This is a genomic window from Phascolarctobacterium faecium DSM 14760 (genome assembly GCF_003269275.1).
Classification (GTDB): domain Bacteria; phylum Bacillota; class Negativicutes; order Acidaminococcales; family Acidaminococcaceae; genus Phascolarctobacterium; species Phascolarctobacterium faecium.
This window is the reverse complement of record NZ_QLTS01000004.1, coordinates 24,894-38,632: the sequence shown is the minus strand read 5'-3', so window position 1 is coordinate 38,632 and position 13,739 is coordinate 24,894. Positions and strand designations below refer to the sequence as shown.

At 47.0% G+C, this 13,739-nt stretch carries 15 protein-coding genes; 4 read left to right on the top strand and 11 right to left on the bottom strand.

The genetic code is table 11. The features are described from left to right. Window positions 1-4: 4 nt before the first annotated feature. The 10 genes from C8D73_RS06225 to C8D73_RS06185 all read right to left on the bottom strand — a co-directional run bounded on the left by C8D73_RS06225 (window position 5) and on the right by C8D73_RS06185 (window position 7,938). Complete coding sequence (locus C8D73_RS06225) at window positions 5-1,402, bottom strand: glutamate synthase-related protein (RefSeq protein ID WP_113077663.1); 1,398 nt, start codon at window positions 1,400-1,402, stop codon at window positions 5-7. 151 nt (window positions 1,403-1,553) lie between these two features. Continuing rightward, entirely contained in the window at window positions 1,554-2,234 is a 681-nt protein-coding gene (locus C8D73_RS06220; protein ID WP_113077662.1) for a TIGR00266 family protein, read from the bottom strand. A 92-nt stretch (window positions 2,235-2,326) separates the two neighbouring features. Beyond that, entirely contained in the window at window positions 2,327-2,878 is a 552-nt protein-coding gene (locus C8D73_RS06215) for a hypothetical protein (RefSeq protein ID WP_113077661.1), read from the bottom strand. A gap of 16 nt (window positions 2,879-2,894) precedes the next feature. Then, on the bottom strand, window positions 2,895-5,495 hold the full coding sequence (locus C8D73_RS06210; protein WP_170123179.1) for an autotransporter family protein: 2,601 nt from the start codon (window positions 5,493-5,495) through the stop codon (window positions 2,895-2,897). Continuing rightward, on the bottom strand, window positions 5,377-5,718 hold the full coding sequence (locus tag C8D73_RS11215) for a hypothetical protein (RefSeq protein WP_170123178.1): 342 nt from the start codon (window positions 5,716-5,718) through the stop codon (window positions 5,377-5,379). The genes C8D73_RS06210 and C8D73_RS11215 overlap by 119 nt, the downstream gene beginning before the upstream one ends. A 19-nt stretch (window positions 5,719-5,737) precedes the next feature. Further along, a complete protein-coding gene (locus C8D73_RS06205; protein WP_113077659.1) occupies window positions 5,738-6,010 on the bottom strand; it encodes a helix-turn-helix domain-containing protein in 273 nt (90 codons plus the stop codon). A 479-nt stretch (window positions 6,011-6,489) separates the two neighbouring features. Further along, window positions 6,490-6,651 (bottom strand): YvrJ family protein, encoded by a 162-nt coding sequence (locus tag C8D73_RS06200; RefSeq protein WP_113077658.1) that lies wholly within the window; start codon window positions 6,649-6,651, stop codon window positions 6,490-6,492. Next, window positions 6,651-6,863 (bottom strand): DUF2922 domain-containing protein, encoded by a 213-nt coding sequence (locus C8D73_RS06195; RefSeq protein WP_113077657.1) that lies wholly within the window; start codon window positions 6,861-6,863, stop codon window positions 6,651-6,653. The genes C8D73_RS06200 and C8D73_RS06195 overlap by 1 nt, the downstream gene beginning before the upstream one ends. Before the next feature lie 184 nt (window positions 6,864-7,047). Further along, the gene (locus C8D73_RS06190; RefSeq protein ID WP_046431648.1) at window positions 7,048-7,275 is read right to left on the bottom strand and encodes a DUF1659 domain-containing protein; all 228 of its coding nucleotides are present in this window, start codon (window positions 7,273-7,275) and stop codon (window positions 7,048-7,050) included. Between the two features lie 21 nt (window positions 7,276-7,296). After that, window positions 7,297-7,938, bottom strand: coding sequence for an N-acetylmuramoyl-L-alanine amidase (locus tag C8D73_RS06185; RefSeq protein WP_113077656.1), 642 nt, complete (start codon window positions 7,936-7,938; stop codon window positions 7,297-7,299). Between the two features lie 311 nt (window positions 7,939-8,249). Here C8D73_RS06185 and C8D73_RS06180 point away from each other — a divergent pair, with 311 nt between their 5' ends. From C8D73_RS06180 to C8D73_RS06165, 4 genes are all read left to right on the top strand, one after another. After that, window positions 8,250-8,513, top strand: coding sequence for a hypothetical protein (locus C8D73_RS06180; RefSeq protein ID WP_125669716.1), 264 nt, complete (start codon window positions 8,250-8,252; stop codon window positions 8,511-8,513). Between the two features lie 7 nt (window positions 8,514-8,520). Beyond that, complete coding sequence (locus tag C8D73_RS06175; RefSeq protein WP_113077655.1) at window positions 8,521-9,123, top strand: sigma-70 family RNA polymerase sigma factor; 603 nt, start codon at window positions 8,521-8,523, stop codon at window positions 9,121-9,123. Beyond that, a complete protein-coding gene (locus C8D73_RS06170; protein ID WP_113077654.1) occupies window positions 9,123-9,500 on the top strand; it encodes a hypothetical protein in 378 nt (125 codons plus the stop codon). Before C8D73_RS06175 ends, C8D73_RS06170 begins: the two co-directional genes overlap by 1 nt. 239 nt (window positions 9,501-9,739) lie before the next feature. Beyond that, window positions 9,740-10,627, top strand: coding sequence for a VIT1/CCC1 transporter family protein (locus C8D73_RS06165; RefSeq protein ID WP_113077653.1), 888 nt, complete (start codon window positions 9,740-9,742; stop codon window positions 10,625-10,627). Window positions 10,628-10,728: 101 nt separating this feature from the next. Here C8D73_RS06165 and C8D73_RS06160 read toward each other — a convergent pair whose 3' ends face one another. Further along, a complete protein-coding gene (locus C8D73_RS06160) occupies window positions 10,729-13,713 on the bottom strand; it encodes an autotransporter family protein (RefSeq protein ID WP_170123177.1) in 2,985 nt (994 codons plus the stop codon). Between the last annotated feature and the right edge of the window lie 26 nt (window positions 13,714-13,739).

Sequence of the window (13,739 nt, the reverse complement as noted above, 5' to 3'; positions counted from 1 at the left end):
AATATCAGGCATGAGGAATATTGGTATAGTCAGAAATCTCACGATTGATCGTACACAAATCACCTGCATTCAAATCATGCAGATTCTTATGACCAGTGATACGGGCATATGTTTTCAGCTCTGCCAGAGAACAGTTCAAAAAGTTTGCTACCCTCTGCGCCGATGCTTCGATCTTAAATCTGGAGCGCAGCTCCTGATCCTGCGTAGCGATACCTACAGGACATTTACCCGTACCACAGATACGATACTGCTGGCAGGCTGCCGCAATCAAAGCAGCCGATGCTACTGCCACAGCATCCGCCCCCATAGCCAAAGCCTTGGCGAAATCAGACGATACCCGCAGCCCGCCGGTGATCACCAGCGCAATATCATCAGCTCCCACAGCATCAAGATACTTACGGGCACGATACAAAGCATAAACGGTCGGAACACTGGTCGCATCACGAACCAGCTTCGGGCTGGCGCCTGTAGCGCCGCCGCGTCCGTCGATCGTAATAAAATCAGGCTCTGCAAAAACGCAGAACTCCAAATCACGTTCCAGCTTACCGGCTGCGATCTTGATACCTATAGGCCTGCCGTCAGATTCCTCGCGCAGACTCGTCACCAATGCTTTCAAATCCTCTTTCATATTGATATCAGGAAACTTGGACGGGCTGATAACATCTTCACCCAAAGGTTTATTCCTGATCGCCGCGATTTCCGGTGTCACTTTGCTGCCGGGAAGATGCCCTCCCATACCTGGCTTCGTACCCTGGCCGATCTTGATCTCGATCGCATCGGCATTACGCAGATTTTCCCGTGTCACACTGTATAAATTGGGGATATATTCAAAAATATATTTATGCGCCGCTGCCATTTCTTCCGGCAGAATACCGCCTTCACCACTGCACATCGCCGCACCTGCTAAAGCGCTGCCCTTGGCTAAAGCCACTTTAGTCTCTTTTGACAAAGCTCCGAAAGACATATGTGAAACAAAAATCGGATTAGTCAAAATCAACGGCTTTTTGGCATTTTTACCAATCACAGTCGTCGTATCGACCGCGTCATGATCATTGAGCGGCGGCGGATTCAGCTGATTGCCCAGCAGCAGAATATCGTCCCAGCCAGGCATCGGCATCGGCGTACCCATAGCACCGATGATCGACTTACCTGTTACAGCCATTTCATGGATATCGTCCATATGACGGAAACTGGCGTCACAACGGGCGTATGCCGGATCATAAGCCAGCTCCTCCGGAGCTGCAGCGGCTTCCAGAGCAGTAGAAGCAGCAGCTTCGCTGTCGTTTTCCTCCATCAATACCATCGTCATTCCACAGACCGGGCATTTACTGTCAAGCAGTGGCTTCCCCTCTTTTTCTTCGTCATAAATATAACCGCAGACACTGCATTTATATTTTGCCATTTCTCCTCAACCTCCATTTTTCAATAATCATTATCTAATAATATATTCTGTATCTATTATAAGTTTTCTGAAAATTATCGTCAAGCCGTTTTCTGTTTTTTCATAGCAAAAAGCACAGACCAAAATGGTCTGTGCTTTGATTGTAATTTTATTAGCCCTGTGACGGAATAATACCACCAACCCAGCAGCCAAAACTACCGGGATTACGGCTTTGTGTATAAACTTTTCCCGGCCCGGTAAACTTACATACCAACATCTCACCTGAAGTCAGGCTGGACATGATCCCGGAACTTGCTTTCGTTACCTTATAATTCATATCAGCATCCCAGGCTACCAAATGACCTGTATCAACAACCATCTCTTCGCCCACCTGCAGTTCTAACGGATAGATAGCCCCGAACGAATTGAAGAATAAGGTTCCCGTACCTGAAGCTTTAACTACAAATAACCCGGCGCCGGAAAAAAGACCTTTACCCAGATTCTGCATCTTAGTCTCTATTTTTACACTCTCTTCCGCCGCTAAAAAACCGCCAGAAGTAATACATAAGGTATTGCCTGTCAACTCATAGGCTGAAACATCTCCCGGTATCGGCGGGGCTAAAACAGCCTCCCCAGCTTGCCCCTGTGCTGTCAGATGCTGAAAAAACAAGCTTTCGCCGCTTAAAAATTTACGTGCCAGGCCGCCCAGTATCCCGCCCTCCATTTTACCTTCAACTTTGATATTACCTGACATCGCCATCATAGCATCAGATTCCGCTTTAATACTCTCGCCTGCTTCCAGCTGTACCTTTAAAAAGGCAAAAGCGCCCGGCTGCATAATTTCATAACGCACCAATAATCATCTCCTTAGTTTATTAATTTCAAAAGTACTATGTCAATATAGCATTTTTCTCACCATGAAAGCAATCCTAATATTGAAATGGTTCAGTTTTTCTTAAATTTTTTCAAATTTCCATCTAAGTCAAAATCTGCAAAATACTTAGCCCTTGGACTTTTAGCAGATGCAGAAATATCCCACTTGCCCTGCCAAAATCTGAAACTCATATAATCATCTATTTTAGCGCCTTCGATATCTTTTATTTGGGCTTCCATGCTTTTATAAACTTGAGGAATCTTGACAAAATCAAGCTGCTCTAAAGGTATACAATTGTCGATAGCTTTGCCACTGCCGGAAAGCTGTACGGGCCTTGCCTTACTCCACCCGCCGCGATACTCATAGTTATCCACTTCATCATCAGTACCCGGTTTTAAAATATTAATAACAACTCTGTTTCCTGTTTCACCGGTATACATATTAACATCCTGAAAAACAAGTATCTCTTTACCTTTTAGTCCATCCAGATTTTTAAATTCATCCATGATCTTGACCAAAGAACCTTCATCTTTAATGATATTGCCGACAAGACTGCTGCTACCGCAGCCAGTCAGTAAAACCATACTCATAATTGTCATTAATACTATTACTAACTTTCTCATATCCAATCACCTCTTTTTAGAAATTCCACCTTACTCCGACATTCCATTGCCAGTCTTTAGTAAAGTCGCTGCCAGCACTGCGTTCTACATCAAAATAAATATGACTGTTACTGCCGGTCGTTAACGCCGCACCGATGCCGTATTCAAACCAGGTATCGTCAAAGCTGTCGCTGACTTTCACCCGGCCTGTACTGTCAGTCATAGTTACATCGTAACCACCGCCAAATTCGTGCAGCAGGTTGGCCTTGACGTAAACTATGCCTTTTTCGCCGACTTCTTTACCAATGTTAAACCCGATACGGCCGACAGCACTTTTAATACCGCTTTGTTCTACTTCGATACCATTACTGGCAACGTAGTTATCCCCACCCAGATAACCTAATGTAAACTGTACCTGCGGCTCGATATACCAGCCATTTTGCAAATTATTTTTACGTCCGTATTCGGCACTCAGCGATACGCCGGTATTATTAAAATCACCAGTGATCTTGTTGCGGTTGGTATCATAAACTGTAAAATCATTATCCATATTGCTGATTTTAAATACTAAATCCAGATAATGACCCTTGCTACCGATATCAGTGCTGTAGAAACCAATCGACTTGCTGCTGTTGTCACCGCTGCCACGGCTGTAGATGCTGCTGCCGTCAGTATAGCTCAAACCAACGCCCTGATAACGTGTTTTGTCGGCAGTACGTTTAGTTACCTGATCGTAGCCCAGCTCATAAGCAGTGTATTTGTTCTCAAAACCAAACTTACTATCACGGCTGATCTTGCTGCCCTTCACGCGAAACCAGGCTCCCTGTTCTTCCTCGCCATTATGTCTCAGCTCGCCCATGCGTTGGAGCAGCTTGTCATTTTCCGTACGCCAGGTGTGGTAGTTCAGCGCATTAGCAGAAAGTATGGTATCCACGCTGGTAGTAGGTTTAATGTCAGGGTTATCCGGATTATCCGGTTCTACTGGCACTATTTCAAAACCATCCAGTTTCCATTCTGTCATCCCGGTGCCAAGCACTTCGTCTTTTAAGTTATACTTCACATAAAATAACGATTGTTCACGTTCGTTAGCCGTAAATTTAATCGCATCCGGAGCCGTTGCCAGCAAAAGCCCTTTACCTGCATCAGCAGCAATCTGATCCATCGTCACTTCGTTAACATCAATAATATCGATGCTGTGCGTGCCTGCATCTGTACTGGCAAGAATATTTACCTTGTCACTTTGCATATTCACAACATCTGTTTCCAACCTGAACAAACCACCAGTACCATTAACACTGCCAATATTTAAATCAGCATATTGATCAGCAGTCTTCGTCATATCAACAATGCCACCGTCATGCAGATTCAAATTCATACCTTTGTTATAAATAGTACTATCGCAGCCGGGATACCAAACTGCACCATTAGCCAACTCTAAATTGATCGCATTGCCACTGGCATTCAGCTGGGCATCGCCTTCCCACCAGGAATTCGCATTATTAAAAACAGCATTAATAACACCCTTAGATGTTGAAACAAAATGTCCCTTGACCTGTACTGTTTTATCTTTAGCACTATTAATATTTACGACACCGCTGTCCTGTGCATTTACTGCCGTAGCTTTCATTGTTCCACTACTCGCAGAATGATTGTTCAAGGTAATCTTGGTATCGCCTGTAAAATCAATACTGCCATAAGCAGCATTTACCCCGCGCTGTACAGAACCTCCCGTCATTGTAATCTCAGTATCACTAAAGATAGCAGACGAATTCTGGCCGTTTACCTGAATGGCATAACTTATTTGTCCTGCTGAACCAATATCAATGGTAGTTTTGCCTTGGACTGTAAGCGTATTATGTTTGCCGAACACATTGATGCCGTAACCAAGATTACTGCCCTGTTGAGTACTGTTATGATAGAGTTGCAACTTCAAATCTTTCTCAAAAGAAACACTTCCCATGTTATCTGTATAGTTATTAAGATAGATACCATACAGCGCATTGTTGCCATTACTAGTACCTTTTATATTCACATCGTCCTTAAAAGTGCCTTTAGCTCCGCCATTTAAGTAAATAGAATTTATACCCTGACCTTCAATATCAATATTCACCTTGCCATTGAAAATTATATCACTAGCATCGTTAATAGAATCAAAAGACCCGGGATTTATATATTTAGTTCCTCCATCAATAATAATACCTCTGGATTCTCCTGCATCAGCCTTGAGATTCAGCTGCCAGTCACCGTTTATAATACCCGTTGCTCTTACAAAACTTTTGGATGGTCCACCCCAGCCTCCGGTCTCAACATCTTCACTGCTGCCGAAAACCATGCCATAAGCCTGACTGATTATCCCACCATTACCGTTGATCGTATAAACGCCGCTGCCAGTCATAGGAATATCAAGATTCTCTCCATAAAATCGCAATGCTGTATAATTTGCAGTGCTCTCAGACGTGAAATTAAAAACATCACCGCCAGTCAGGCTACCACCATTAGTGATCAGCTGCCCAACGTTGTTATCCGCCGCATTCTCTGCCGCGCCAGCTGTTGGGAGCACGGATGTTCCCCCCAGATATACACACGACATTGTCAGCAAAGACGCCAATACCTTTTTGCTTAAATCCATCTTTTCCATGATACATTTCCTCCCATTCATCTTTTTCCTTTGGATTAGACCTTTGTTTATAACAGGAATAGCTGCAGTAATATTGCCGCTTTCTTCCTACCAAAGCTGTATAGACATGATATGTTTTATTGCAGCCAAATTCACGGCCGCAGATCGGACACTTGACTGTCAGCCCTCCTAATCCTGCCCTGTTATCTTTGTGTATCGCTTCCTCCCAGCTTTCGATATGCATCTTAAACATCTCCCTAAAGCTACTCGCTGCAGCGTACGAGTTTGTATCTTTTTACCCGTTCCTTCTTTTTCTCAAATCTGTCAGGATCAACCAATTCATCCAAAGTACATTCAAAAATATCTCTCAGCTTTAACAGTGCTTTCAAACTCAGCATCACTCTGCCGTTTTCAGCATTGCTCAGATGCGTTTGAGATATCTTAAGCTTCTTGGCAAAATTAGTTTGAGTAATCCTTTTTTGTATCCTTTTGATCTTGATAGTCTCCCCAATCCTTAAAGGATCCATTCCTTCCATCTTTTTCACACCTTTCTTTTTGCTTTATCACTTCATTAGACAACCTATTTCCATAGTGTTGTAATTGTGATTGCCTATTAGCTACCGCTCCTGTTAGCTTCATAACCTGCAGTAAAATTTGCTGACCTGATAATTTGCTGCAGCAGAGCTACTTTCATCTTTATTAATTCTCAAGTAACTGCCAAGCTTAGCAGTAACGCTAATAAAATAAAACTATTATCTTTTGATTCAAATTTTCCTATTACAGTTAATATTTTTAACCATTTACTATATTACCATGTTTGTCCCCCCGCAAGACATTTTTGTTCGTTTTTTTGAAAAATTTGTTCAATGGTCTTGCAACTGATAATTTTTAGGTGTATAATACAAAACATAAAAGATAAGGCGACGCTTACCTTTAGGTTTGCATCGCCTTATCTTTTTTATCATTTTTTATGGTTCCGGCTATCGCACGTCGCGCTATAGCTGTGTTCAAGCCTTTATTCAGTTTTTTTCTGTTCCTCGACAATGGCGCTGCTCAGCTCGTGCAGGCAGTCGCCCAGCTTGTCCAGCCGCTGCTCCATACGCAGCAGCAGGTACCAGCTCAATACTATCGGGAAGCCAAAATTACCTATTGCTGTAAATAATTTCTGGGCTTCCACTAAGCAAGCACATCAATAGTAACTGTTTTGATGCGGGCTTCAGTAAATTCTGTCAGTTCCAGGCCGCCGCTGGTCAGTACGTTGGCGGCTATGATCTTGTCGGCTGCCGTTTTGGCGTCGGCAAGGGTGAGTCCTTCGCGAGGGTCGGCGATGCTTAAGTTTTTTTTAGCTCCGTCGCTTTTGGTGAAAATGAGTTCTAAGGTTTTTTCCATGGTGGTTGCTCCTTTTTTGTAGGTTTTCGGCCTACTTTATTTTTTTGTGTTTTTCGTATTTTAGACTTTCTTTAAAAGAGTTTTGCTATGCAGCTTTCTTCTAAAGAAAGGGCTAATAAAAAAATCTAAAGCCTAAATATGAACATCAAAAAATAACTTGCTGCCAGGCGGATGATCTATAAAATCATTCCGCCTGAGCCAGCTCGGCCTTTTCCGTAACGTAGACGTTGACCACTTCGTGGCTCATCAGCTCGTTCATGGCATTGGCCACAGCAAGGCATTTGTCGTCGGCGGCGTCCAGCTTGACGCTGCCGACAGATACGGATTTGACCTGCGCTGCCCCCAGCGCATTGACGCCGTTTTCGACGCCCAGAGATAGTTTGTAGGATGTTGCTGTTTTAGTCGTGCTCATGTTCTGTACTCCTTTTGTTTTTTAAATTTTACTGTGTTCTAAATACCAGCGAGCTTTGCCGCGCAGTATGTCCCCACCCGGCTTCATCTGTCCGTCGCCGGGTGAATCGCGCATATACCACAGGTCCCAGCGTGTTTCGGCATCGCCACTGTAAGGGCCGTAGCCATCCAGCAGCGCTGCTTCACAGTGGGTCATTACGGTATCGATAGTAAGCTGCAGGCCAAGCGCCGTTACGAGCAGCGCCACTGTCTGCGCCATTTTATCGGTCTGCACTGCCGTAGGGGCAAACTGCCCCAGGTCGGCATCATAGCCGTGGTTGGCCTGCGCCCCCAGCCCGCAGCACAGGGCGACGGCGATACTGCCGCTGTTGCGGCGCCAAGTGTGGCTTTTGTACTGCGACAGGCTGCTGCTGGTGCGGTAGACTGTGCCGTCGGCGTCGATATTGATGTGGTAGTCGTCATAGATCTGCCCGTAACGACCTGCCGTCCAGTGCAGGTAGAGCTGCGTGATATGATCGCGGCTGCAGCCTGCCACAGCGGCAAGCTGCGTAAGTGAGATAATCTGCGGCTGTTCTGCCAGCATTGCTGTTCCCCCTTTCCTGAGATCGAAAGCAGCAGCAGGTACAGGGACCGCCGTTTTACTGCTTACACTTACTAAGTACATATCTTTTTTAGAAAAAATCAGGCTTGCTGCCGAAAAAAAAAAATTATTTTTTTCGCGCGAACCTGATTTTTTGATTTTTGGCTATGTATTTAGTAAGTGTAAAACAAAACCGTCTTTTTCTTTTAGTATTTTCTTTTTCTTAATAAGTTTCTACCTCTCTCTAAGGTTTTACAGGCTCTTATGTTTAAGTGTTAATCAAGTTTGTATCAGTAGTGCTTACTAAGAAAGTACAGTAAAGTGACGGCGGTGTTTTAACGATCTAAGGAGGCGTATCATTTTGAATTTATTGGTATTTGTGAAAGGCGGCGGCAATGATGGATTATGACTGCAGGAGCAGTGAGAAGCGTTTGGCCGCTGTCGAAAACGACTGGCTGGCGGCCCCGGAGAATGCAGAGCTGCTGGAGGTATATACCTGCAGTTTATGCGGCAATCCTATTTTTGAAGGTGACGAGTATCTGGCTGTGGACTGCTGCGGCGAAGTATGCAGCGAATGTCTGGAAGGGCTGACGGCCAAGGATTTTGCTTTGGCTGCTTTAGATTTAAAAACCGGCGCAGCCGGTACTGAGGGGAGATAGATCACAGATGGAACATGAGTCAAATATACAGAAGCTTGATTTTGCTGTTTTGGTGCCGCAGGCACAGCGCGGCGACAGCAGGGCGGTCAACAGCCTTTTGCTGGGTTTTACGCCGATGGTACGGGCGTTTAAATATAACAGTTATTATGTACATTATCTAGAGCAGGACGATACGGAGATCCTGGCTTTGATGGCTGTCAATGATGCTATCAAAAGCTTTAAGCAGCACAATTTCCACTTTTTTGCCACACACGTAAAATATACGATCCGCCGTCAGCTCAATATCCAGGTGCAAAAGAAGAAGAACCTGTTCGATGCGGAGCTGGCAACTTTGGACGAGGAGGGCTGCACGAGCCTAGATGCCCTGTCCAGCGAATGTTATAAGGAAAGCATCAGCAGGGATGAGCGCAGCGCCTGCGTGCTGGAGCTGGTGGCACGGCTGCCGCAGATGCAGCGGCTTGTGATCAGCGAGGTGTTCCTGCGGGGCAAAAGCCAGCGCGAGGTTGCGGCAACACTGGGTGTGACCAGCCAGAGCGTGTACTGCTCTAAAAAGGCAGCGCTGGATACTCTGCGCCGGGCTTTCGGCCTTAGGCAGGAAAGACTGCGCTGATGGAACGGCCCTATGTTTTTATGCAGCGTGCTTTGGTGACGTTTAAGGCAGCCGGCCTGCATTCACCGCTTGCCGGCCCTTCCCAGGAGGAATTTTGGCTGCAGCTGTGGGTCGAGCGTTATGGAGCTTTAGAAGCGAGCCTGTTTACAGGCTGCGTCAAAAAGCTGGCCGGTGAGCGTTATTTTCCGCGGCTGCACGATATGGACGAAGCTGTTCAGGACGCTCAAAAAAGGCTGCTGCTGGCACGGCGGCGCACGCAGGAGCACCGGGCAGACTGTCACGAGCCTGATTTGTTTGACCCGGCGAACAGCAAGCGCCGGGTGCGTGAGCTGATCGAGCATCTGGAAAAGAAGTTTACCCTGGCGGCAGGTCAATAAGAAAACAGATAGTCTGAAACGATGATTTCAGCCTGTCTGTTTTTTCGGTTATGAACTTGAATATTTACGGACAGCGAAAGCATCATCAGCTTACATCCGGCACAGCTTTTAAGCTTCTGCAGGTGTTTTTATTAATATATTTAGATTTTTTATCTGCAAATCGTCCGCTTACTTTGTCAACTGCAGTTGATTGCAGTATAATGTTATTCAATGAATAAATTTATACGGAGTTGATTAGGATGCCTGAGATAAAACCTTTGAGCCCGGAGATCAAAAAACGGGTGCTGCAAATGCAGCAGAACGAGCTGACGGAATACCATATTTATACAAAGGTCGCCGGCTTTGTCAAAAACCCGGAGAACAAGGCGACGCTGCTGAAAATAGCCAATGAGGAGCACCGCCACGGCCAGATCTGGGAGACCTTTACTAAAGAAAAGGTGCAGCCTGTCAAATGGAAAATCTGGTGGTATACCCTGCTGTCAGTGATTTTTGGCTATACTTTTGCCCTGAAGCTGATGGAGGGCAATGAGGGCGATGCCGCCTATAATTATGAGGATATTGCCGCCGAAATACCGCAGGCACAGAAGATAGCCGAGGACGAAGAGCGGCACGAGCAGAAGCTGCTGGCGATCTTGGATGAAGAACGCCTGCAGTATGTGGGCTCGATGGTATTGGGTTTGAATGATGCGCTGGTCGAACTGACTGGTACTTTGGCAGGCCTGACTTTAGCGCTGCAGAATACCAAGCTGATCGCGTTATCGGGGCTGATCACCGGGGTTTCGGCAACTTTGTCGATGGCTTCGTCTGAATTTCTTTCGGCCCGCAGCGAAGGACGCGAGGATGCTTTTAAGTCCTGCGTTTATACCGGCATTGCTTACTGCATTACCGTGGCGCTGCTGGTACTGCCCTATCTTGTTTTTGATGACGAGCATTATCTGCACGCTTTGGGCACGATGCTGGTGACTGTGGTGCTGATAATCCTGGTGTTTACTTATTATATTTCGGTCGCCAAGGACCTGGATTTTAAAAAACGTTTCTGGGAGATGGCGCTTATCAGCCTTAGCGTTGCCGCTTTTTCCTTTGTTATCGGCCTGCTTGTTAAAGAGGCTTTGGGGATCGACATTTGATTATGACGTCATTGTGCCAGCTTAACGGTGCATAACATAAAAAGACGCAGCTTTTATAGCTGCGTCTTTTATTTTTGCCTGTTTTCAGCAGGCAGTTATATTTAAAAACGATATCTGAAACCGACTTCACCACGAAGTACATGGCTGTCGCCGAAGTTTTTGGCGCTGGTGCTGATGCCCAGCTCGCCGTACAGAGAGTACTGCGAATTTCTGCCATAGTTATAAGTGCCTCCTACTGCCAGTCCCAGCCAGGTAGGGTCATTTTTGCTGGCAAAGTTGTCGCCGGCGATCAAAACGTTAGTGCCGTCGTGAAATTCATGATAGACATTGAGCAGTCCATAGGCTTTTACACTGCGGTAATTTTCGTCATTTTCGTTTTTATAGCTTTTTTCATAGTTCAGTGCTGCGCCAAGCCGTCCCTGCAGGCTGTCGGCGCTGCCGCGTTTTACTGCCAGTCCGTTGACGTCGCTGAAGGAATCGAAATCAACATTGCTGTAAGCAAGCTGCATTTGCGGTGTCCATGACCAATGCGGGCGTTTCATGGCGATCCGTTTGCCTGTTTCCACGCTCAGACCGTAACCAAAGCCTTTGTTGCCTTCGATCTGCTGCGCTGCAGCCGAGGAGCTGGAGGAGATATCGCTGTCGAACCAGACGGCCTGCGCCTGTGTATCGACGTAAACGCCGTTGTCTTTATACCAGGTCATAGTACCGCCCAGGCCTTTGCCGTCGCTTTTGATTTTGCCGTTACCGACTGCTGATTTGATCCTGGCCCGCGCCTGCCCCATTTGCAGGTTCAAACCGCCGACAACTGTTGTTGCCGCGTCCTGACGGGAGATTATTTTGTCGTAGCCCATCTGCATTTTCCACGAATCGACATCATAGCTGCTGTCCGGGGCAGCGGTGCTGCGGTCGGCTTTATATTTACCGCTCAGTCCTTCGGTCTTGAACCAGGTGCCTTCCTGATACTGCAAATGCTGCTGCGGTTCGCCGTCCTCTATGATATGCCACTTACGGTTGCCGACACGTTCTTCCAGGGTATTAACTTTCATATAGCCCAGCATGATCTCCGGATAGGCTTCATAAAGGGGTACGGAAGGGTTGACGACGGGTGTGTCGTCTTTGTTCAGCAGTGTTTTTAAATACCAGTCGCCGTCTTCCTGATTATATTGCAGGTGATAGAGGTATTTGCCGGCGGCGACAGCAGCCGTGCCGTCGGGCTGCTTGTAGTCATAGGCCAGCGTGAAGGCGTTGGGATCAGACTTGCCCCGGACGTCGACAACGAGGATACCTTTATCGGTATAGCCGCCGCTGCCGTTTTGATTGATGACCCTGATATTGGTAGGTGAGCCTTCGGTATCGCCTTCGACTACCAGCTTGCTTGTAGGCGAAGCATCGCCGCCCAGAACGGAATAGATACTGAGCTTGCCGCCTGGCTGGCCTGTATAGTTGCCGCCAACGGTAAAGGTGCCGAACTTATCGTTATAGCTGCCCGGCGCCAGCCAGCCTGCGTTGACTACGTCGCCGGCTACTTTACCGGAGCCCTGCAGAAAGGCCTCATGCAGTACGCGGATCTTGCCGGTAAAGTTTTTGCTACCGCTGCCGTCTATCTGCAGCGCACCACCGGCAACTTCGACGTTTCCGGCAAAGCTGTTGTCGTTATTGGCCGCAGTCAGCGTACCGGCGCCGATTTTAATAAAAGTACCGCTGTCAACGACGCCGTTCAGCACGCCTGCCGCAGTCACGTTATGTCCGTTGGTGTCAATGACCGCCGTTTTGTTAGCTTCTGCCGAGGCAAGATTGATTCGTTTATCGATAGTCAGATCGGCTTCTGCGGTCAGGCTGCCGTTATTGATGGTCAAATCGCTGTTAGTTCCCAAGGCGTCCTGCGAGGAAATCGCCAGCCCGCCTCCATCAATGGTAGTGACACCGCTGTAGGTATTGGCGCCGGCATCCGGCCGCAATGCCACGATGCCGCTGCCTGTTTTTATCACCGAGCCGTCGCCGATTATCTGCCCCTGATAGCTGCCATTATCATCCTGTTCAAAAATCAGCGTCCCGCCGTTGGTCAGGTCGATATTCCCCACATTGCCGTTGACCGGATGATTGACCGGCAGGCTTTCAGCTTTGGCGCTTAAAGAGGCGTCCTTCCTGACTGTGATCTTGCCTGTAAAGCCGTCATTGTTGCCGCTTAAACCAAGTGTGCCCTGCTGTACGTCTACTGTGTCAAAGCCCTGCATTGGGCCGGTTATCTCCCACAAGCCGGTACCTTTTTTAGTCAGGCTCGTAAAATTTTTGATAGCTCCGTTCAGTGTTCCCCCTACTTTATCATTACTGCCATCTAAGTTAAGCTTATTTTTACCGCCACCGCCATCAATATTGCCTGTAACATTGGAACCGGGCATAAAAGTCAGGTTATCATCGCCTTTGGCAAAAAACAGGCTGCCGTTGACGGTACCGTTGTTGGTAAAGTCGATGCCGTTACCGCCGGAAGTGCCGATGACGTTGCCGCCGTCTGTGCGCTGGATCAGTCCGTTATTGATGACGCTGTTCCTGCTGTCGTTGCCGGTGCCTGTCCAGTCCTGGAACCAGATAGCTGCGCTTTTTTCAGCAATGACTGAACCGTTGACAACGATCGTATTGCCGCCGCCATGCACGTTGATCGCTTCGCCCATATTCTGCTGGCCATACTTTTGTACTGTACCGTCAACAGTGATCTTAGAACCGGAACGGACTTCGATAGTATTGGCGCCGGTGCCAAAATTGCCGATGTTCCTGTTGGCTGCGTTGGTGACAACGGCGTTTTTTTTGATATGAATAGTAGCATTATCGCGCAGGCTGATGGCGTTTTTATCGCCAACACTGTAGACTGATTTATTATTGTCGCTGCCTACTTCTACGCTCCAGCCATCGCCTGCAGCTGTATTGCCTGCGCCAATGGTCTGCCCGTCGGTTTTGCTGTCCGGCACAGAAACATTCTCTGCCAGCGCTGTGTTGCTGATACCGGCAAATAAAAATCCTGTCATAATAGTTGTTAAAACTTTTTTCTGCAGCTTTGCTTTTCCCATATAATTGCTTTGTGTTCTCATCTTGATCCATCTCCAAATATATAATG